General features: G+C 37.3%; 25 protein-coding genes and 1 pseudogene. All 26 read left to right on the plus strand.

Translation table 11 applies throughout. The features are described from left to right. Nucleotides 1-277: pseudogene (locus ACFSY7_RS15420) on the plus strand (hypothetical protein); the annotation flags it as partial. Then, nucleotides 274-855, plus strand: a complete 582-nt coding sequence (locus ACFSY7_RS15425) for an ERCC4 domain-containing protein (RefSeq protein ID WP_380148507.1) — start codon at nucleotides 274-276, stop codon at nucleotides 853-855. The pseudogene ACFSY7_RS15420 and the gene ACFSY7_RS15425, both read left to right, overlap by 4 nt. After that, nucleotides 848-1081 carry a hypothetical protein gene (locus ACFSY7_RS15430; protein WP_380148509.1) on the plus strand — a complete coding sequence of 78 codons (234 nt, stop codon included), beginning with the start codon at nucleotides 848-850 and terminating at the stop codon, nucleotides 1079-1081. Before ACFSY7_RS15425 ends, ACFSY7_RS15430 begins: the two co-directional genes overlap by 8 nt. Next, nucleotides 1074-1457 (plus strand): YopX family protein, encoded by a 384-nt coding sequence (locus ACFSY7_RS15435; protein ID WP_380148511.1) that lies wholly within the window; start codon nucleotides 1074-1076, stop codon nucleotides 1455-1457. Before ACFSY7_RS15430 ends, ACFSY7_RS15435 begins: the two co-directional genes overlap by 8 nt. Further along, nucleotides 1450-1839 (plus strand): hypothetical protein, encoded by a 390-nt coding sequence (locus tag ACFSY7_RS15440; protein ID WP_380148513.1) that lies wholly within the window; start codon nucleotides 1450-1452, stop codon nucleotides 1837-1839. The genes ACFSY7_RS15435 and ACFSY7_RS15440 overlap by 8 nt, the downstream gene beginning before the upstream one ends. Before the next feature lie 243 nt (nucleotides 1840-2082). Then, nucleotides 2083-2382, plus strand: a complete 300-nt coding sequence (locus ACFSY7_RS15445) for a MazG-like family protein (protein WP_380148514.1) — start codon at nucleotides 2083-2085, stop codon at nucleotides 2380-2382. 17 nt (nucleotides 2383-2399) lie between these two features. Further along, nucleotides 2400-2741 (plus strand): hypothetical protein, encoded by a 342-nt coding sequence (locus tag ACFSY7_RS15450; RefSeq protein ID WP_380148516.1) that lies wholly within the window; start codon nucleotides 2400-2402, stop codon nucleotides 2739-2741. Continuing rightward, the gene (locus ACFSY7_RS15455; protein ID WP_380148518.1) at nucleotides 2738-3100 is read left to right on the plus strand and encodes a hypothetical protein; all 363 of its coding nucleotides are present in this window, start codon (nucleotides 2738-2740) and stop codon (nucleotides 3098-3100) included. Before ACFSY7_RS15450 ends, ACFSY7_RS15455 begins: the two co-directional genes overlap by 4 nt. Nucleotides 3101-3116: 16 nt before the next feature. Beyond that, on the plus strand, nucleotides 3117-3539 hold the full coding sequence (locus tag ACFSY7_RS15460) for a transcriptional regulator (protein ID WP_380148520.1): 423 nt from the start codon (nucleotides 3117-3119) through the stop codon (nucleotides 3537-3539). Nucleotides 3540-4113: 574 nt separating this feature from the next. After that, entirely contained in the window at nucleotides 4114-4320 is a 207-nt protein-coding gene (locus tag ACFSY7_RS15465; protein WP_380148521.1) for a hypothetical protein, read from the plus strand. Nucleotides 4321-4322: 2 nt separating this feature from the next. Then, nucleotides 4323-4631: an HNH endonuclease gene (locus tag ACFSY7_RS15470; protein WP_380148523.1), complete on the plus strand. Its 309-nt coding sequence runs from the start codon at nucleotides 4323-4325 to the stop codon at nucleotides 4629-4631. Between the two features lie 133 nt (nucleotides 4632-4764). Continuing rightward, complete coding sequence (locus ACFSY7_RS15475; protein WP_380148524.1) at nucleotides 4765-5079, plus strand: terminase; 315 nt, start codon at nucleotides 4765-4767, stop codon at nucleotides 5077-5079. After that, on the plus strand, nucleotides 5076-6755 hold the full coding sequence (locus tag ACFSY7_RS15480) for a terminase TerL endonuclease subunit (protein WP_380148525.1): 1680 nt from the start codon (nucleotides 5076-5078) through the stop codon (nucleotides 6753-6755). Before ACFSY7_RS15475 ends, ACFSY7_RS15480 begins: the two co-directional genes overlap by 4 nt. Nucleotides 6756-6777: 22 nt before the next feature. Further along, nucleotides 6778-7920 (plus strand): phage portal protein, encoded by a 1143-nt coding sequence (locus tag ACFSY7_RS15485; RefSeq protein WP_380148527.1) that lies wholly within the window; start codon nucleotides 6778-6780, stop codon nucleotides 7918-7920. Next, nucleotides 7910-8611 (plus strand): head maturation protease, ClpP-related, encoded by a 702-nt coding sequence (locus ACFSY7_RS15490; RefSeq protein WP_380148529.1) that lies wholly within the window; start codon nucleotides 7910-7912, stop codon nucleotides 8609-8611. The genes ACFSY7_RS15485 and ACFSY7_RS15490 overlap by 11 nt, the downstream gene beginning before the upstream one ends. Before the next feature lie 27 nt (nucleotides 8612-8638). Further along, nucleotides 8639-9781 (plus strand): phage major capsid protein, encoded by a 1143-nt coding sequence (locus ACFSY7_RS15495; RefSeq protein ID WP_380148531.1) that lies wholly within the window; start codon nucleotides 8639-8641, stop codon nucleotides 9779-9781. A gap of 69 nt (nucleotides 9782-9850) precedes the next feature. Further along, nucleotides 9851-10525 carry an Ig-like domain-containing protein gene (locus ACFSY7_RS15500; protein ID WP_380148533.1) on the plus strand — a complete coding sequence of 225 codons (675 nt, stop codon included), beginning with the start codon at nucleotides 9851-9853 and terminating at the stop codon, nucleotides 10523-10525. An 11-nt stretch (nucleotides 10526-10536) separates the two neighbouring features. Further along, the gene (locus ACFSY7_RS15505; RefSeq protein ID WP_380148535.1) at nucleotides 10537-10821 is read left to right on the plus strand and encodes a phage gp6-like head-tail connector protein; all 285 of its coding nucleotides are present in this window, start codon (nucleotides 10537-10539) and stop codon (nucleotides 10819-10821) included. Beyond that, entirely contained in the window at nucleotides 10802-11149 is a 348-nt protein-coding gene (locus ACFSY7_RS15510; RefSeq protein WP_380148537.1) for a phage head-tail adapter protein, read from the plus strand. Before ACFSY7_RS15505 ends, ACFSY7_RS15510 begins: the two co-directional genes overlap by 20 nt. Further along, nucleotides 11149-11565 carry a hypothetical protein gene (locus ACFSY7_RS15515; RefSeq protein ID WP_139996404.1) on the plus strand — a complete coding sequence of 139 codons (417 nt, stop codon included), beginning with the start codon at nucleotides 11149-11151 and terminating at the stop codon, nucleotides 11563-11565. Before ACFSY7_RS15510 ends, ACFSY7_RS15515 begins: the two co-directional genes overlap by 1 nt. Before the next feature lie 8 nt (nucleotides 11566-11573). Beyond that, nucleotides 11574-11957, plus strand: coding sequence for a DUF3168 domain-containing protein (locus ACFSY7_RS15520; protein ID WP_380148539.1), 384 nt, complete (start codon nucleotides 11574-11576; stop codon nucleotides 11955-11957). After that, a complete protein-coding gene (locus ACFSY7_RS15525) occupies nucleotides 11954-12529 on the plus strand; it encodes a major tail protein (protein WP_255512522.1) in 576 nt (191 codons plus the stop codon). Before ACFSY7_RS15520 ends, ACFSY7_RS15525 begins: the two co-directional genes overlap by 4 nt. Nucleotides 12530-12653: 124 nt before the next feature. Beyond that, nucleotides 12654-13022, plus strand: a complete 369-nt coding sequence (gene gpG / locus ACFSY7_RS15530; RefSeq protein ID WP_380148541.1) for a phage tail assembly chaperone G — start codon at nucleotides 12654-12656, stop codon at nucleotides 13020-13022. A 47-nt stretch (nucleotides 13023-13069) separates the two neighbouring features. Next, entirely contained in the window at nucleotides 13070-13201 is a 132-nt protein-coding gene (locus ACFSY7_RS15535; RefSeq protein WP_268744215.1) for a hypothetical protein, read from the plus strand. Between the two features lie 12 nt (nucleotides 13202-13213). Continuing rightward, a complete protein-coding gene (locus tag ACFSY7_RS15540) occupies nucleotides 13214-17746 on the plus strand; it encodes a hypothetical protein (protein ID WP_380148544.1) in 4533 nt (1510 codons plus the stop codon). Then, nucleotides 17743-19386: a distal tail protein Dit gene (locus tag ACFSY7_RS15545; RefSeq protein WP_380148546.1), complete on the plus strand. Its 1644-nt coding sequence runs from the start codon at nucleotides 17743-17745 to the stop codon at nucleotides 19384-19386. Before ACFSY7_RS15540 ends, ACFSY7_RS15545 begins: the two co-directional genes overlap by 4 nt. Nucleotides 19387-19399 lie beyond the last annotated feature (13 nt).

The following is a 19399-nucleotide window of genomic DNA, read 5'->3' on the forward strand; positions in this document are numbered from 1 at the left end:
TACAGACGTATGGATGGATGGTGAAGATAACGGGCTTATCGAAGTCCATCGTTTCGGAGAATCATCAAAATATAATGACGCTGAATTCATCGCACACGCTAGACAAGATGTGCCAGCGCTAATTGCAGAGGTTGAACGATTACGTGAAGCACTTCTATTGATTCAAAATTCAGATACGTGGTTAATTGAACCAAGTCCTATGATGCACACAATAGAAGAAGTTTATCACGCTTGTGTAGATATAGCTGATAAAACATTGGGAGGTGCGCAAAAATGACAACAGCACATTACAAATACACAAAGGCTGAAATCGATAAAATCGTGAAATCAATGAAAATTGTCATCGATACACGCGAAAAAGCTAACGAGCATGTGCGTGAATATCTAGCAGGTAAAGGCGTATCATTCATTAGTCGTAAATTAGACACTGGTGATTATTCAGCTGTCATACCACGCAATCCTGAACTCGGCATCATGCGAGATATTTATTTAGACGCATGCTTGGAACGCAAGAACAGCATCGATGAAATCACAGGAAATTTACAAAAAGACACAGAAACAGCATTTGAAAATGAGTTACGTAGGTCGCAGGGCAAGCCTTTTGTGCTCGTAATTGAAGATGCCAAAGGTTACGAAAAAATCTTACTTGGCAAATATCGCAGTAAATACGAGCCGAGAGCGTTACTTGGTCGCTTAAAAGCATTTGAAGCACGTTACAATTTCAGCATCGTTTATTTAGATAAAAAATACATGGGCAATTACATTTATCATCATTTCTTTTATCAAGTTAAGGAGTATTTAAAAAATGGCGTAGGGATTGATTTTGATACGGAAGGAGATGCACAAGATGTTTAATACAACTTCAAAAAGCGACACACTCTATTTAATCGCTAATGTAGATGAACATGGAAATGTTATTAATTTTCCGATGGGCGGTGGTAGCAGTACACGCCCGACAATTAAGGCGCACGACAATTTAACATCTGCTAAACGGTCATTACGCCATTTTAAAGGCGCTGTAATTGTGCGTGCAACAGGATTCCGAGTATTTGATGTGGAAGGTGGAGATGGGAATGCGTGAGATTAATTTTCGTGCGTGGAATGAAGTAGAAGGGTTTTTAGATACAGCGTGGTCGATTGATTTTGAACACAGATTAGTATGTCACAGAGCGCATAATCAATCTGATTTAGATGATTGTGTGTTAATGCAATACACAGGTTTGCAAGACAAAAATGGTCGTGAGATTTATGAGGGGGATATTACAATAGACGGTTATGGCACAGTAACAGTTATTGAAAATGATGGTTTTCAATGGCTTGAAAGAATAGTGAGGTTAAGGGATAGACATATTAGTAAAGAGATTTTAATTATGACGAAAGCTAATGCTTTTCGTTGTGAAGTTATCGGAAATATTTATGAAAATCCAGAATTATTAGAGGTGAAGGAGAATGAGTAACAAAATGACAACAGAAGAACATATCTTAGCAAATACAGTATTACGCAAAATTACGGACGAATTAAAGCAACGTCCACAAGCAGAACGAACATTAGCGGTAGCAGATATGCAAACTGCAAAAGGTGTTGCGAAATATCCAGAAACAGTGAATCCGTCATCAAAGAATATCGTTGAATGGTTACAGCATCGATTCGAAGAAGATTTCGATGGTCTTGTATACACAGCTTGTGCGCTCGAAGTCGTGGAAGATATGCAGCATCGATTTAACGAAATGCAAACAGCTTTAAAACTAATCTTAGATGACACAATTACAGTCGCAGATTACGAAGAAACGATTCAAAATGTCCGTTATATTGCAAAACAAGGATTAGAAAATGCATAATGTGCCTATTTTTCATATCAGACTTTGTGTGTAACGCATTTTAAATAAAAAAACATAGTGTAACTAAGTGTAACGTCTAAAAGCTCTTAGACGTAATTTTTAGGGGTTTTACGTTACTTGTAGTAAACAAAAAAATCGAGCGACACATTTTACGCAATATTGAATAAGTGAATAATTCTATATATGCCTAAATGTCAAAATAGAAAAATGTCTAAATGTCTAAATGGAGAAAGAGGGAAAAAGATGAATGAATTAGTATATCTAGTAGAAGAATGGTCAAAAGATAAGGGATTAAACAATGCGGATCCAACGAAACAATTTTTAAAAGTGTCGGAGGAATCTGGTGAAATTGCTGCGGCAATGGCTCGTGGTCAACATGAAGAACTGAAAGATGCGATTGGTGACACAATCGTGACTTTAATTATTTTATCGCAACAGTATGGTTTAACTGTGGAAGAATGTCTGGCACAAGCATATGGCGTGATTAGTAAACGTACTGGCGAGATGGTCAATGGTGTATTTGTTAAATCAGAGGACTTATAAAATAAGAAGGTGAAAATATGAATAAAGCCGGACGGAAAGCTGGACTCTATAATTTCTATAAAAATAACTTTTATATAATGACTGGAACAGTTAAAGAAATTGCAATAGCCACTGGATTATCAGTAAAAAAAATTAGAACACAAACAAAAAAGCCAGCATGGACTATTGTGGTGGTTCGTCTTGGTGATAATGAGTTTTCTCTTTATGAAGGAGATAAATATATTTTTACTGGTAGCAAAAAAGAAATTGCCGAGCATCTTAATATTGCAGAATCTACGGTTTCTTTTTATACAAGGCCTGCTTACATTGAAAGAATTGAGAAACAAAAAGATAAATATTATTTGGAGGAAGTTGAATGAATCACATACCTAAGTTAGAACTTACAGAATTAGAAACAAAACAAAGAAAGTGTAAATGCTTACCTAGATGTGAGGAATATTTCAATGTGGATGGTTTCGATATTTATTGCAAAGGAACTTTAGAACAATTTGCTGTTTCAATTCTTAATCAAGTAAATGGAACGAATATAGCACAAGGTAATTTAAATAATCGTGGTTGGACCACACAACAAGAACAACAGATTATAAAGTATGTTGAAAGCAACGGAGTAAAGTTTGGCACATATCGCATTATCGGAGAAATGATTGGCAAACCACGTGAAGCAGTTAAACGAAAAGTATATGACTTAGAAAAGCAAGGACGACTAAAAAGAAAATAGGAAGGAGGAAAATTAATTGTCTACATTGTCACGAAATGATATTAAAAAAATTGAAGATTATTGGATTAATATTAAAGAATATAAAAAAAAATTACAATATCGCGAATGGGAATTGTTACATAAACACCAAATGCCAGACGAAAATATTGGTGGAGGACGTAGCAATAGGACATCTGATAATACATTCGTAAAAGCTACAGCACTTGTGGAAGATAGAAAATATCAATCATTACGTGCAATTGTAGAAGGAATTGAAAAATTATATGAAGAATTAGATGTGGATTCTAAAACAATAGTAGATATGCGTTACTGGGATAACGGAAGTAACTTTTATGAGTGGGAAGAAATTGCAGATAATCTTTATATATCTCGAAGTAAAGTGTTAAGAAAAAGAAATGCACTACTAGATAAAACTGCAGATGTAATTGGTTTTGTATAGTGAACTTTCTAACACTAGCGAAGTTCACAAAAAATCAGTGTAAATTAGTATTATAGAAAAAATAAAGAATAGTCAAAGTAATTAACGAGCACTTTATTCTTTTTTAGCATTCTATCTCGTGAGTACATTCACAACAATCAAGTGCCTAGTAACCATTTGATTGTGTACTCATTCAAGTGTATAAGGTGAGTTCATGTCATGTAAATCCTCCAAGTTTGCGAACGTGTAACTATTATAAAGGCGAGTACGCACTACCTTGTACACTTGTATGAGTATATAGATTGTTACTCAAAGTTATGTAAATACTTTTCCCAGAAGGTTGGTGATTCCTTTTGCTTTATCCATTCGATATGAATAGAAAGTGAAGGTGATCAATAGCTATCTCGTTTAGTACACGTTACGTACTACTAATTAAATAGGTGAGTTGAGCATAGCAGCAGGACTCACGATACTAAGGCCACATACCTTTCACGTATGATGGTCTTTTATTATGTAATTACATTTGTACATATAGACATTAATGTATAAATGTAAATATAGAATTATAGATAAATGGATAAGGAGTGTAGAAGATATGACGAATACTTATTTAGTAGCATTAGTAGATGGTCAACGCTTTTCTGTAGATGATATCGTACGACTTGATGATACAAATAATACGTACTCATTCTACGATTCATTAGGCAATATTGTTTATTCAGTTCCTTTTATTAGAGTAGAAGGTGTTTGGTTGAGTAGCATCGACTTTATAAACGATATCAAAGCAGAAGGCAGTGAATAACAATGCCATATGTGAAAGGCAAGAAGGTAAATCCTTTCTATTTATCACGCTCATGGAAAGATAAACGACTTGAAATCTTGGAACGTGATAATTACGAATGTGTCATGTGCAAATCAGAAGGTCGTGTTACTACACGAAATGATGCCATTTTAGAAATCGACCATATTCAAGAATTAGATGATTATCCAGAGCTTGCACTGGTCGATGAAAATTTGCGTACGCTTTGTCGCAGCTGTCACAACAAAAGGCACAAACGATTTGGATTTACACCAAAAAAAAATAAATGGGCAGACGATGAACGTTTTGATTAGTACCCCGGCCTTTAATTTTTCCAACTTTTTCCAACTTGGGAAACCGGTGGTTGGGCTGTACTGTCCAAATTTTTCTTTAAATGCACTCATATTAGGGGTGCTACATAAAAGCTACGAGGGGGGAGGGGTGTAAATGGATTTAGATAATATCAAAGAGCAGCTAATGAGTCGCATCGATCAAGACGACTTGCTGGAAGTAAATAAAGTTGAGCGCATGATTGGGTTCATGAATGATTTGCAGAAATGCGATGAAAAAATTGAAGCTGAAGGGATTTCACAAATTACGGAAAATGGTTCCCAGCGCTTTAATAAGAGCCATCCGTTGTTAAATGAAAAGATTAAAATTAATGGCCAGCTTATCGCATTAGAAAAAACAATCAACTTTATCAGTGAAGGTACTGCTGCTACTGATAATGATGTGGAAGTATCGGAGAGTGATTTAATTTGATTGTAAATAAGCATGTTGCTAACTATATCCAGTTGTATCATGACGGAAAAATAAAATTAAATAAAGAACGTATCATGTTAATTAACTACTTAGAGAAATATGTATTTAGTCGTGATGATATTTATTTTGATGATGAAATGATAGAAAATGCTATTCGTTTCACTGAAAAATGGTACTTCAAATTAACTGATACAGATAAATTTTTGTACGCGTTTGTTTTCTTGTTTTTTAAAGAGAACGGGCGCGTTTTTTATCGCAAATCTTTATGGCTGGTTGCACGTGGTTTTGGTAAGAATGGTAAAATTTCAGCTTTATGTAATTTCCTTATCAGTCCATTGCATGGCATCGATGAATACAATATTTCATTAGTAGCCAATTCAGAAGAACAAGCACGAACAAGTTTCGATGAATGTTACAACGCAATTGGTCGCGGTGGCGCATTAAGCAAAATGTTTAAGCGTACGAAAACACAAATCGTTTCAAATAAAACATATGCGATTTTGAAATACCGAACTTCAAACGGTGAAACAAAGGATGGCCTGCGTGATGGCGCAGTCGTATTCGATGAAATACATCAATACGAATCAAACAAAGATGTTGCCGTCCACATTTCGGGTTTAGGTAAGAAAAAGAATCCACGTGAATTTTACATCGGTACAGATGGTTATGTGCGTGATGGATTTTTAGATGGCATGAAAGAGCTTTCGTTGAAAGTGTTAAAAGGTGAAGCACGTGTAAATGCGATATTTCCATTTATCTGCAAAATCGATAATGAGGATGAAGTTAATAATGCGAATGCATGGGAGAAAGCTAATCCGATGTTATGCCAGCCACGCAACGACTACGCCAATGAATTATATGCAACGATTTATGAAGAATATGAAAACTTGCAAGATGATCCGTCAACGTATGAAGAATTTATCACTAAACGTATGAACTTGCCGAAAGTGGATTTAGAAAAATCGGTAGCAAAAGAAGAAGAAATTCAAGCTACAAATCGTCCATTGCCAGAGTATAAAGGTAAAGAAGTAATTGGCTGTATTGATTTTGCCAGTATTCGCGATTTCACAGCATGTGGCTTACTGTATCGCAACAACGAAGATTATTGTTTTGATACACATTCATTTGTCCGAAAAGAATTTGTAGATAAGTTTTATGGCTATTCGATGAAGCCAGATGAATCTAAGAAAGAAAAGTTCGCGCCTATTCGGGACTGGGAACAACAAGGGTTATTAACTGTCTTGGATGAACCAACAATCGATGTAAAAAAAGTAGTTGGTTGGTTTGTGAAGCAGCGTGAGCATTGCTACATCAAAAAAATTATTGCCGATAATTTTCGAATGGAGTTATTACGTTCTGAATTTGAAGCAAATGGTTTTGAAGTTGAAGTAATTAGAAATCCACGTGCGATCCACTCGTTACTGGCACCACGTATTGAAACAGCTTTTGCTAATCATCATATTGTTTTTGGTAATAATCCTTTAATGCGTTGGTATACACGTAATGTGTTGGTCAAAACAGATGGAAAAGGAAATAAAACGTATGAAAAGAAAGAGCCTATTCGACGTAAAACAGACGGGTTCCAATGCTTTGTGCATGGTATGTATAGAGCAGACGAAGTATTAACGATTGATATTAGTAGTGAACTTGATGCATTGAGCGCACTCAACTTCTAACTACTACAACTGTGGAAGGGAGGTGAGGGAAATAGGATTTATTAGTGATGTTTTAAAAAGGAATAGTGAGCTTGAATGGTTATACGATTTAGAGTTTGCTGTAGATATTGAACAAAAGACATATCTAAAGGAATTAGCAATTGAAACTTGCTCTAACTTTATAGCTCGTACCATTTCACAGACTGATTTTAGGCACATGAAAGATAAAAGAAAACATGAAAAAGGCTGGAATTATCTTTTAAATGTTCGGCCCAATACGGATATGAGTGCTTCAGATTTTTGGCAAGCAGTTGTAAATAAATTGATTCGTGAAAATGAAGTGCTTATTATTCCATACGAAAATCAAATGTTAATCGCTGATAGTTTTTACAGACGCGAATATGCTTTGTTCCCAGATGTATTTGAAAATGTGACAGTTAAAAATTTCACCTTTAATAATAAAACTTGGGATATGGATGATGTGATTTATTTAACCTACAATAATAATCATTTGTCAGGATTTTTAGATGGTCTTACAAAAGATTATGCAGAGCTTTTCGGTGCGTTAATTACAGCGTCCAAACGAAGTTACCAGGTACGTGGTTCAATTAACTTTGACTCAATTCAATCATTAAGCGCTGAAAAACAGCAGTCTTATATTGATAAGATTTTAGGAGCCGTTAAAAATTCAGTGACAGCAATCTTTCCTTTATCAAAAGGTATTGAGTACAAAGAATATTCAAATGGAAGTGTAAAAGGTCCATCACTTGAAGATGTCGAAAAAGTTAAACGTGCATTGATTGATGATGTGGCCAACATCTTAGGTATACCAATTAATTTGGTTCATGGTGATGTGGCGGATCTCGAAGGTGCGATGAAAGCCTATATTAAATTTTGTATTGGTCCACTTCTTAAAAAAATTCAAGATGAATTAAATGCAAAGTTAGATTTAGGAGCAAACGAATATATTGATGTTAAAGGCATCACTAACAACAACGTTGTCGATAAAGCTGAAGCAGTCGATAAATTAGTTGCTAGTGGTGCTTTCACACGTAATGAAGTTCGTGAGTTATTTGGATTTGAACGAGCAGATGATGAAGAACTTGATAAATATGTAATCACTAAAAACTATGAAACTGTGGAAGATTCCGCATTGAAGGGAGGTGAAAAAGACAGTGAAGCATAAAATCAAAGGTGACATTACTTCATGGAATGGGAGCATTTATGATTTCAATTCTAAGATGCGTAATGTGAAAGATGATGAAGATATTGAATTAGAAATCAATTCATATGGTGGCGATGTTTTTGCTGGTATCGATATTATGAATACCCTACGAGGTCATAAAGGCAACGTAACAATTACCATCACAGGTATTGCTGCATCTGCTGCATCAATCATTGCAATGGGAGCAAACAAAATCAAAATGTATGCTAACACTCAACTTATGGTCCACAATGCTTGGACAATGGTAGCTGGCAATGCAAAACAATTACGTAAAGTTGCTGATGTTTTGGATTCGATTGGTGAATCAGTTTTAGCGTCATATACACATCGTGTAGATGCAAAAACAGTAAAAAAGCTACTCGATGAAGAAACATACTTATCTGCAGCGAAAGCAAAAGAGCTTGGGTTCATTGATGAAATTGTGGAAGGTACAGCTGAAGCAGTTGAATCAGAAGTTTTTCAAGATAAAGCAACAGAATTTAATAATGCTTTAGGTAGTAATGATTCAAAGGAAAATGAATACATCACAAAAAATGAATTGAAAGCATATTTTGATGAACTTAAAGGCACAATTCAAAATACACAAAAAGATGACAAGACTTTAGAAACGCCAGCACCAGTTGCTGCATCTAAACGTCGTGTCATTTTTTAATACAAAAAACAAGGAGGTCATCTAAAGATGGCATTTAAATTAGACAATCATACAGACTCGTATGAAAACGCAAAACAAAACTATGCAAACGTAGTGAAAAACGAAACATCAACACCAGAAGAAGTTGAACAAGCATGGACTGTTATGCAAGATTCATTAGTAGATTCTTTAACTTCTCAAATCACACAAGGTGTAGCTGCACAAAATCATGATCAAACAGTTTTAGCTGGTCGCGGTGCAAATGTATTAACATCTGAAGAACATAAATTCTTTGCAGCTGTTCAACATTCAGCAGGATTTGAAGATGATTTAATTCTTCCAGAAACAGTTGTAGACCGTATCTTTGAAGATTTAACTGAAGCACATCCTTTACTTTCAGCAATCAACTTCCAAAACTTAAACACTTTAACGGCTCGTGTAATTACTTCAGAGCCAGAGGGTTCATTCGTTTGGGGTAAAGTGTTTGGCGAAATTAAAGGCCAATTAGATGCAGCGTTCACTGAAGAAACATTTGGTCAAAGCAAATTAACTGCATTTGTAGTATTACCGAAGGATTTAGAAAAATTCGGCCCAGCTTGGATTGAAGCATATGTACGCGCGCAAATCACAGAAACTTATGCAGTAGCATTAGAGCAAGGTATTGTTATGGGTGCTGGTCCAACTAAAAATGAACCAATCGGTTTGATTCGTGATTTAAAAGGCGCTATTGATCCAACAAATGGCCATGCAAAGAAAGCAGTTGCTGGTACATTAACATTTGCTGATTCAGCAACAACTATCAAAGAACTAGCTGCTTTAAACAAAGCATTATCAACGAAGGAAAATGGTAAGTCGGTTACTATTGATGGCAAAGTTGCATTAATCGTAAATCCAGCAGATGCATGGTTAGTTAAAGCTCAATACACTATCCAAAATTCTTTAGGTGCTTTCATTACTTCATTACCATTTAATGTACGCATTATCGAATCGCGTTTCCAAGAAGCAAACGAAGTAACGGCTTTTGTAACTGATCGCTATGACTTTTATACAACTGGTGGCTTACAAGTGAACAAATTCGATCAAACATTAGCGCTTGAAGATTGCAACCTATACACTGCTAAAGGTTTTGCGTTCGGTAAAGCTAAAGATAATAACGCTGCGCAAATCTATACACTCGCGATTCCCAGCTAATGCCGGCTCATTAAACGTGTCGGCTAGTCCGAATGCTAAAAGCGCCAATATTTCATGGGAGGTTGAATAATGGCTACGATTAAAAATAATGGCGTTGTGGTGTCAGAAGATGCTACATCGCCTTTTAGTTTGCAAAATTTAACACCAAATACGGCCTATACAGTCGAAGTTGAAGAAAATGGTGCTACAGGTTCTGTTCAATTTACAACAACGGATATTGTACCTGGTGCCCCAACTGTTACGGTGACAGCCAAAGCAGGAGCCATTGACTTCACAATTGTGGACGGTACAAACGATGGCACAGCGATTACTGGCTATACCATTTATTACACAGATGGCACAACACCTAAAACACAAAACACTACCACTAAAACAGGTACTATTACGGGTTTAACGGACGGTAAACAATACTCGATTCAAGCGACAGCCAAAAATGGCAAAGGTGAATCGAGTAAATCTACAGCTGTAAACGCAACACCTAAAACAGCTGTTACCGGTGTGACATTAGATGCTACGACAGCAACGCTTGATATTGCAGGCACAAAACAACTTACGGCAACTGTAGCGCCAACAACAGCGACAAATAAAGCTGTTACTTGGTCTACAAGTGCAGCAGCTATTGCGACTGTAAGCTCAACTGGTTTAGTAACAGCTGTAGCCGAAGGTGAAGCAACGATTACCGTTAAAACAACAGACGGTAATAAAACAGCTACATGCGTCGTAACTGTTAATCCAGCCGGTTAGGAGGGATTGCATTGGATGAATTATTAAAGGCGTTCAAACGTCGTATGAAAATCTTCCACACAGCAGAAGATGAAGCATTATTAACTATCATTTCTGCGTCTGTGGAGGATTTAAAAGTGAAATGTGGTCAATTCGATGTGGCATCGCATGAACGTGCTAGAGAGCTTGTTATGGAGCGCTCACGCTATGTTTATAACGACAAGCTCGAAGAATTTGACACCAATTTTTTATCTCAAATCCAATCGCTGCAGTTTGAACTATATGAGGTGATTGAAGATGGCACGACAACTTACTAGCGGTGATTTACGGACACCTATCACGTTCTTTGGTTATGAGCCTATACAGGGTCCAGAGCCAGGAGAACAAGAAAAGGAAACGTTACATTATTGCTTTTGTGAAATCTACGCATCGAGTCAAAAGGATTTAGAAATCTTAAAAACGGTCAATGCAAAAGAATCGATTACGATTAATATTCGAGATCCGTTGATGGATTATATTCCAGACCGTAAGCATTTTGCAGAGATTGGCCACTATCGTTATACCGGAAAGGTTTGGAATATCGTTGAAGTAAGACCAGATGCACAATCACTTGGTTTTATTAACATCGTATTGGCGGTGGTTTAATGAGTGTCGAATTTCATGGTTTAGCCGAAATCCAACAGCGTTTAAAACAAATGATGTCCGAAAAAGAGTTTAAAAAGCTAACAGATACAGCTGTAACTGCCGGTGCAACGGTATTGAAAAAAGAAGTGGCCAGAAGGCTATCAAGTAGCTTAGGCGACTATTCAATCGGGGCAACAGTTGACGAGATTGTCATGAGCAAACCGAAATCAAAGCGTGGTGCGCGTACTGTTCAGATTGGTTGGAATGGTCCATTAGAGCGCTATCGTATTATCCATTTGAATGAGAATGGCTATAAACGCGATGGGAAGTTTTACGGTCCGCAACTAGGCGGTTACAAGCAAATCGCAAAAGCTATGGAAACTAAAAAACAGGAAGTATTTGATGCAACGCGAAGGGAGATGGCCAAACGTTTATGAGAGATTTGATGATGGAAATTAATCAGGCACTACGCGAAAATGCGCTCATTGCAACAAGTTGTGGTGACCGGATTAAATTTTACGAGTATGCAGAAACAGGCGACTTATTAAGTCCATTTATTATCATTACACCGTCACAACCAAGCAAGCCAAGTAGTTATGGCAGCAACACTAATCATAGTGAAAGCTACTACTACCAGATTAATGTGGAAGCCACAAACCGAGGAGTCCGGGACTCTTTAGCATATGAAGTACGAAAAGTTATGAGGACACTTGGTTTTGAACAACAAGCCGGTGGCCTGGACACATATTTTAAAGAAACAAAGCGCTACGTAAACACACGTTTATATAGCGCTATTTTATTTACTCAAAAAGAGGAGGAAAATGAATGAACGCAGTAGGATTTGAAAAAGCGGAAATCGCGGTATTAGATGCCAATTTCCAAACAACAGAAGAAAACATTTTTACACTTGAAGGAAAAACAGATAAAGGGGCAACACGCTCATTTAGTGTAGAAGGATTAACAGCTGAAGCTGTGAAACAATTCGGTTCAAACATTCCTTATCGTACAGCAAAACGTGGTATCGGTGACTTATCTGCGACTTTAACAGCGATTGATGTACCACTGGATTTTGAAATGACGATTCTTGGTATTGCAAAATCAACAGAAGGTTTCTACGAAGGTGGCGATGATACAGAAGCACCGTATACAGCGACTATCTTCTATGATAAAACGCCACAAGGTGAACCGTATGCGATTGCACTTTATCGCGGATCATGGTCACGAAATTCACTTGAAGGGGAAACACTTGAAGGAGAAAACAAAGAATTGCCAGAAGAAGAATACACAATGGCGTGTGTTGTTGGCGATGATAAAAAAGGTTACGGAATTGCAGTAGGTGCCGAACAAGTAGCAGCATTACGTGCCAAAGCATTTAAAGTTACACCCAGCGGTGGCGCTTAATGTGAGCGCTACGCCAGAGGCAAAGCAAGCCAATATTACGTGGCAATAATTAAATTAAAATTCAATGAAGCACTCCGTTTGGGGTGCTTTTTTATTTATCTAAAACATACTGGAGGGCTATTACATGGCTATTTATGAATTAAAACTAATGAAGAAAAAAGAAATTGTGGATGGAAAAGAACAATTTGAATATGAATCACGCAAATTAGATTTCGTGTCGATTAAAGTTACACGTGATGCATTAAAAGTAAAAGCAGAATTAGAAAAAATGGCCAATGAAAAAGAGCCAGATGAAGTAGCAATGCTAGAAAAACAAATTGAATTTGTGGCAGATGTTTTCCACGTATCGTCTGATGATATTTGGGAAGGGCTTGATGCATCAACAGGTGCATTAAAAATTAAACATATTTTTGAACAAATCTTAGGTGTGGAAGAATTGGAAAAAGAAGAAGAAAAAAAGATGGCCAAAATGATGAAGTACATGCAGAAGTAACGTATGAAGCATCATTAGAAACCATCGATAAATTGTATAAATCATTTATGGAAAACGGCATGGCTTATCAAGATATAGCAAATGCCGATTTCTTTCATTTAGTTGAACTTTTCAACAAAGAAAAGAAAGAAGAAAAAAAGGTCGGTAGTATGTATGAAGCCTTAAAAGGATTTATGTAAGGAGGTGGCAGTATGGCAAACAATGCACAACCATTAGGTCAGATGATTATTGAAGTGGATATTTCGAGTGTCGGTTTTGAAAGCAGTTTAAAAGATATGCAACGTGCATTGAAACAAAATCAACAAAAGATGAAAGCTGAAATGGCGGTTTACGATACATTAGAGGATAAAGTCGGGAAACTTGAAGCAAATTATGACGGTTTACGTGACTCCATGAAGCTCAACGCAAAACAAATCGATAAGCTCAAACAAGCCTATGCAGATGAAGTGGCAGCGAGTGGCGAATCATCGGAAAAAGCACGAGAATTAGCGCGCCAAATCAATAAAACAGTGCAAGAACAAGCCAAGTATCAAGCACAGTTAAATCGCGTTACATCGCAATTAACGGATGCGCGCGATGGTACAGAGGAATTGCGGAAATCGATTAGTCTTTTAAGTACAGAGAATCGTTCAATCGTGGCAAATTTGCGTTCACAAGGGAAAGAACTCGAAGCCCTTGAAGCCGATTATAACGGGCTAGAACAAGCTGTGGAAGAACGGACACGTTTAATCGACAAGGAAAAGCAAAAGATGCAACGTTTGAAGCAACAATATGGCGAAAATAGCGAAGAATATCGTCGCCAGGTGGCACGTGTACGTGACTTAGAAACATCCAATAATGAAGCACGACGCGCTATGAATCGTTTACAAGAAGAAATGGATGAAACACAGCAAAGTAGTAGTAAGCTACGTTCAGCATTTTCTAAGGTAGGCGATAAAATTAGCGGTATGAGTGGGCCATTAATAGGATTATCTACAGCTGTTGCAGGTGTAGGAACAGCAATGGGTGCGCTCGCTATCGATATTTCAAATGCAACTGACAATATCGAATCGCGATTAGAAACATTAGTAAATGGTTCTGAAGAAAAATTAAAGAAAATGAAAAAGAACATCATGGAAACGTACACAGCTGGTTTAACTACGGATCTTGATGAAACAACCAATATTGCTGCACGTACCGAGCAACGAGGAATTGCAGATAAAGATAAACAAAAAGCCATTGATTATGCCACAGTTATTTCAAAAAATAGTGACTTAGAAGGAAAAGAGATTGTCGATGTTCTTTCTATGCTTCAAAAAAAGTTTGGGATGACAATTGAACAAGCCGGGGATTATGCACAACGAATTGCACAAACAGGTATTGAAGATTTTGACCAAGCAATGGAATATATTCCGCAACTAAAAGATGGTGGTTTAAGCATCGATGAAATCATTGCACGACTCGAAGGTGGGATGAAATCGGGTGCATGGAATAGTGATAAGACACTCGATTTACTTGCTGAAGGACAAAAGAAAGTAGTCGGTGACGGTGCTGATGCCTATAAAGAATTTGGATTAGTTACTGAATACGCAAAATTCCAAGCTGGTGAAATTGATTATAAAGCCTTCATGATGGAAGCAAAGAAAAAGGCTGATAAATTACCAAAAGAAGATAAGAAAGCCTTTTGGGCAGCTATTTTCGGTACGCAAGGTGAAGATATTGATTTGGGTTCAATCAATGGTATTTTCAATGCGAAAGAAAAAAGTGGTAAAGCAGAAAAAGGACAAGCTGATGATTTAGTAAATAAAGAAAAAGAGAAAGCGATTGTCCGATTAACTGCTGCTTATAATAAATTAAAAAAAGAGTTGTTACCACTTGGAAATACTTTAATGAATACGGGTGCAGCGATAGCTGAAGGCCTTCTTCCATATGTTGAAAAATTAATTACTTGGTTCAATGGATTATCTGATACACAACAAAAAATCGCAATTGGTGCCGGTGTATTAGCAGTTGCGATGGGTCCTTTAACAATTGCTTTTAAAGTATTAGCTATGCCAATTAAACTCGCTTGGAGTGCTATTAAAGGTTTATTTAGTGGTTTGAAATTACTTGTTTCTTTCTTGCCATCTATGAGCACCGTTATGAGTGGATTAGGAAAAGCTGTAGATATAGCCTATAAGCCAATTGTTTGGCTAGGTAATGGCTTATCAAAGCTATGGAATGTGCTTAAATTTATCGCACCATTTATTCGTACAGGATTAGTTACAGCGTTTAGAGCGCTACTTGGACCAGTCGGGTTAGTTATCACAGCGGTTTCCTTACTTGTGGCTGGATTCAAATATGCGTATAAGCATTCTGAAACGTTCCGTAATTTTGTTAATAAATTACGTGATAGCTTATTAAACACGTGGAACAATTTAAAAGCGATGGGCGTTCGTGGCGTTGTATCAGCGATGTGGAAATCGGTTAAAGGCGCTTTTGCATCTGGCTATACCTTTGTGAAAACAAAAATCGAAGGCGCTAAAAATGCTATTTCAAACGCTTGGACAAATGCACGTAAATTAGCAGTCGCTAAGGTAACAGGTATGTGGACAAGTACGAAAAACTTATTTTCGTCGGGCTACAATGCAGTGAAATCACGTATGGCCAGTGTGAAAAATTCAGTGTCTAATGCTTGGACAAATACGAAAAAGGCAACAACCGACAAAGTATCATCGATGTGGACGAGCACCAAGAACTCTTTCTCCAATGGCTACAATGCAGTAAAGAATCGTATGTCGAATGTAAAAACAGCGATGTCGAATTCATGGACGGCCATTAAGAAATTAACCGTTGAGAAAGTTACTAATATGATCGATCACGTGAAGAAAATGCCACAACGAATGGCAGATGCAATTGCTAAAGGTGCCGGGGCATTGAAAAATGGCGGTAAAAAATTGCTAAAAGGGTTAATCGGTGGCGTAGAGTGGGGCTTAAACAAAGTCATTAAAGGCGTGAATCAAGTAATGACTTGGGTAGGCGCTGACGATTCGAAATTAAAGCCAGTCGATTTAACTAAGTATGCGAAAGGTACACCAAATGGTGGGCATGATGGCGGTTTAGCAATGGTCAACGATGCACCAGGTAGTAACTATCGTGAGTTAGTAGCATTGCCGAATGGTCAAACATTCGTACCAAAAGGACGAAATGTGGTCATGAATCTTCCACAAGGTGCGGAAGTATTGCCCGGTCATAAGACGCGCGATTTAGCCAAACGTGGTGTCATTCCACAATATAAATCGGGTGTTGGTGATACACTATCTGGTCTGTGGTCATCCACAAAATCGGGTGCTTCAAAGTTATGGCAAGGCACGAAAGATGTTAGTTCTGCAGCATTTAATAAAGTAAAAGATTGGTCTACAGAAATTTGGGATTGGGTAACAAGTCCAGAAAAAGTGAAAGACCTTCTAATGAATGTGATTGGAAATGTCATTCCGGGTGAATTTTCTTCTGGTATGGTGCCATCTATGTTGAATGGCATGATGAAAAAAATGGTGGACAAAGCGAAAGATTTTGTCTTTAACATTGCCGATTCAATGGGCGGTGGAGCCGATTTTGGTTCTTGGTCACCATTTACAGGTGATTTTAATAAAATTAGCAACAAAATGGGCGTATACGATTACCTATATGATTTAGGTAAACAAATCGTAAATCAATTTAAATCGCAGTATCCTTCACTTTATATTTCAAACGGAAAACGAAAAGAATCGAAAACTAAAGCAGGTACTACATCGGACCATGTTTATGGACTTGGGTTGGATTTAGCGCGTGGTGGAATTAGTGATAATTCCTATTATCAAATGGCGAAATCGCTACAAGGACATCCTTATTTGAAATATGTAATCGGAAGTGACAAATGGAGCCAAAATGGTGGAGAGTTTAAAAAGTTCCCGTATGGCGGGCATATGAATCACCTTCACTTATCAGCAAAATCACCAGCTGAAGCAAAGGCAGCGAAAGGAAGTTTTGGTGCTGCAGGAAATGTTTCTGGCGGTGCAAAGGCTTGGATTCCACAAATCAAGAAAGCCCACCAAGCTATCTATGGTCGTGCAATTTCGAAACAAGGGTTAAATGAAGTGCTTGAACAAATTCAAACGGAGTCCGGTGGTAATGCGACGGTTCGACAAGGAATTGTCGATGTAAATACGCATAATGGTTCGGGCGGTGCGAAAGGATTACTTCAATTCATTCAATCCACATTTGATAATTATAAATTAAAAGGGCATGGCAATATTTTTAGTGGCTATGACCAATTACTTGCCATGTTCAACATCAAAGAATGGTATGCAGCTATCACGCGTGCTGGTAAAGGAAAAGGATGGAGTCCAAGAGGTCCACGTGTAAAACCATATGCCAACGGTGGACTTATTACCAGTCCTACGCTTGGTCTAGTAGGTGAGGCGGGCCCAGAGCTTGTTTTACCATTGGATAAAGCGAAAAAAGGACGTTCCATGCAATTACTTGCACAAGCTAGTCAGTATTTGAATGGGAATAAAGCAACTACTTCTACTGCATCTGTGGAAGGTATTGTAGCAGCTATCATGGCGCAAGGTGCTGAAACATCTAAAAAATTAGATGCATTAATTGCTTTACTTGCATCGGGTACCACTATTCAAATTGATGGTAAAGAAATTGCAAATGTCGTTAATCGTATTAATCAAACGAATGAGCGCATGAGCATGCGAGCGAAAGGAGTGACAACATGATAATCACAGCAGAACCATCCTTTACTTATGATGGTGCATATATGAAACAACTAGGGTACTTTTTAAATAATGTAGTAGTTTCTTCACCAGAAATTTCACCGGAGAATGTGAATGTACCTGGTCGACTAGGCACTTTAAATATGGGAAATGATATTGGTTCGCGTCAGATTACATTAGACGTGAGCCTTTATTGTTTTTCACAAGAAGATTTCAATGAGAAACGATTGTATTTAGAAAATCTGGTTATTTTACAAGAGCCAGTAGAAAAGCCACTTGTTCTAGATACAGATGCACAATGGACATATTATGGACAGTTTACCGGTATTTCTGATTTTGAATGGGTTAATGGTTATGACTATAGCGTAACTTTGACTTTTACTTGTGCTGATCCATTAAAATACGGTGAACAAATGACATATAACATCATCAATAATATCTTGAAATTTACACCAAAAGGACAGAAACAGACGTTTCCAGTCATCCATGCAATCGCTCAAAAAGACGCGACATGGTGCGGTTTATCGACTGTAGACCAATTTGTTTACGTCGGAGGTAAAGTGGATGTAGAAACTGGAGAAACTGCTACAACAATTTATAATCCTGTGTTGACAGATACAGCACAAAATATGGACTTGTGGCAACGGCAGTCTAGTGAAACGTTTACACAAGTAGATAATGGCACTGTTGGTAAAGGTTCTTATTTTCAACAATCCGATGATGATATTAATGTAAAAGATTTTGGAGAAAATACTGGTAAAAGTACAGAATGGTATGGTCCAGCGCTCAAACGTATGCTTACGAAACAATTGGCCAACTGGAAAGTGACGTGGCGTATACAGTCGATGAATAACTACAAACGTGCCGAAAATAAATTTGAGTTGTATTTATTGGACAGCGCAGGCAAAGTAATTGGTAAATTAGGTATTAAAGATAACGGAGAAGGTAGCGAGCAAGAAATCAATGTACAAGTATATCGCGCAGATGGCAGTGTGAAAAGTGTTGGCCAGTTTAAACCAACTGTTAAAAATAAAAAAGCTGTTGCACTTTCAAGGAAACAAAAGGTTAAAAAAACCGATTCAAAAGGCAAAGTAACATATAGTTATATCACACTAAAAGAATCACTTAATGAAAATAACAGTACAAATGATTTAACAGATTTTTATGGCTATATCGAAATTGAGAAAGTCGGCAATAAATTTTTTGCAACAGTCGTTAAATTAGATACAAAAAATCGGAATGAACTCAATCGTTGGGAATCTGTTTGGACCGATGAATTTGATACATTTAAAAAAGATTTAGCTGGCTTTGTATTGTATGCAGGAAAACGTTCAATTACAGAAGATGCTAAAGGAATTAGCTACAAATCGAACTACTTAGCATTCTGTGATTTAAAGGTTTACGAACGTGCGGAAATTAAAGAAGAAACCATATTATCGTCCACACCAGAGGTCATTATTTGGGAAGGTGATGAACTTATTTTTGATTGTGAACGTGGTCGTATTTATAAGAATGGCCAACTTTTCATGGATGCAATGCACATCGGCACCGACTTTATTAAATTCATAGGCGGCGTACAAGATGAAATTGTATTTGCAGAAGGATTTGACTGGACGATGCATATACGCCCGACAGCATTATAGAAAGGAGGTAACC

Source organism: Kurthia populi (assembly GCF_042686175.1).
Lineage (GTDB): Bacteria > Bacillota > Bacilli > Bacillales_A > Planococcaceae > Kurthia > Kurthia populi.

Excerpts from the sequence above, each read along its gene's own strand:
- ACFSY7_RS15450 (WP_380148516.1), top strand. The coding sequence starts at position 2,400 with ATGAATAAAGCCGGACGGAAAGCTGGACTCTATAATTTCTATAAAAAT.
- ACFSY7_RS15440 (WP_380148513.1), top strand. The coding sequence starts at position 1,450 with ATGAGTAACAAAATGACAACAGAAGAACATATCTTAGCAAATACAGTA.
- ACFSY7_RS15445 (WP_380148514.1), top strand. The coding sequence starts at position 2,083 with ATGAATGAATTAGTATATCTAGTAGAAGAATGGTCAAAAGATAAGGGA.
- ACFSY7_RS15475 (WP_380148524.1), top strand. The coding sequence starts at position 4,765 with ATGGATTTAGATAATATCAAAGAGCAGCTAATGAGTCGCATCGATCAA.
- ACFSY7_RS15515 (WP_139996404.1), top strand. The coding sequence starts at position 11,149 with ATGAGTGTCGAATTTCATGGTTTAGCCGAAATCCAACAGCGTTTAAAA.
- ACFSY7_RS15535 (WP_268744215.1), top strand. The coding sequence starts at position 13,070 with ATGGAAAACGGCATGGCTTATCAAGATATAGCAAATGCCGATTTCTTT.
- ACFSY7_RS15500 (WP_380148533.1), top strand. The coding sequence starts at position 9,851 with ATGGCTACGATTAAAAATAATGGCGTTGTGGTGTCAGAAGATGCTACA.
- ACFSY7_RS15495 (WP_380148531.1), top strand. The coding sequence starts at position 8,639 with ATGGCATTTAAATTAGACAATCATACAGACTCGTATGAAAACGCAAAA.
- gpG (WP_380148541.1), top strand. The coding sequence starts at position 12,654 with ATGGCTATTTATGAATTAAAACTAATGAAGAAAAAAGAAATTGTGGAT.
- ACFSY7_RS15470 (WP_380148523.1), top strand. The coding sequence starts at position 4,323 with ATGCCATATGTGAAAGGCAAGAAGGTAAATCCTTTCTATTTATCACGC.
- ACFSY7_RS15540 (WP_380148544.1), top strand. The coding sequence starts at position 13,214 with ATGGCAAACAATGCACAACCATTAGGTCAGATGATTATTGAAGTGGAT.
- ACFSY7_RS15465 (WP_380148521.1), top strand. The coding sequence starts at position 4,114 with ATGACGAATACTTATTTAGTAGCATTAGTAGATGGTCAACGCTTTTCT.
- ACFSY7_RS15430 (WP_380148509.1), top strand. The coding sequence starts at position 848 with ATGTTTAATACAACTTCAAAAAGCGACACACTCTATTTAATCGCTAAT.
- ACFSY7_RS15510 (WP_380148537.1), top strand. The coding sequence starts at position 10,802 with ATGGCACGACAACTTACTAGCGGTGATTTACGGACACCTATCACGTTC.
- ACFSY7_RS15520 (WP_380148539.1), top strand. The coding sequence starts at position 11,574 with ATGATGGAAATTAATCAGGCACTACGCGAAAATGCGCTCATTGCAACA.
- ACFSY7_RS15525 (WP_255512522.1), top strand. The coding sequence starts at position 11,954 with ATGAACGCAGTAGGATTTGAAAAAGCGGAAATCGCGGTATTAGATGCC.
- ACFSY7_RS15435 (WP_380148511.1), top strand. The coding sequence starts at position 1,074 with ATGCGTGAGATTAATTTTCGTGCGTGGAATGAAGTAGAAGGGTTTTTA.
- ACFSY7_RS15425 (WP_380148507.1), top strand. The coding sequence starts at position 274 with ATGACAACAGCACATTACAAATACACAAAGGCTGAAATCGATAAAATC.
- ACFSY7_RS15545 (WP_380148546.1), top strand. The coding sequence starts at position 17,743 with ATGATAATCACAGCAGAACCATCCTTTACTTATGATGGTGCATATATG.
- ACFSY7_RS15455 (WP_380148518.1), top strand. The coding sequence starts at position 2,738 with ATGAATCACATACCTAAGTTAGAACTTACAGAATTAGAAACAAAACAA.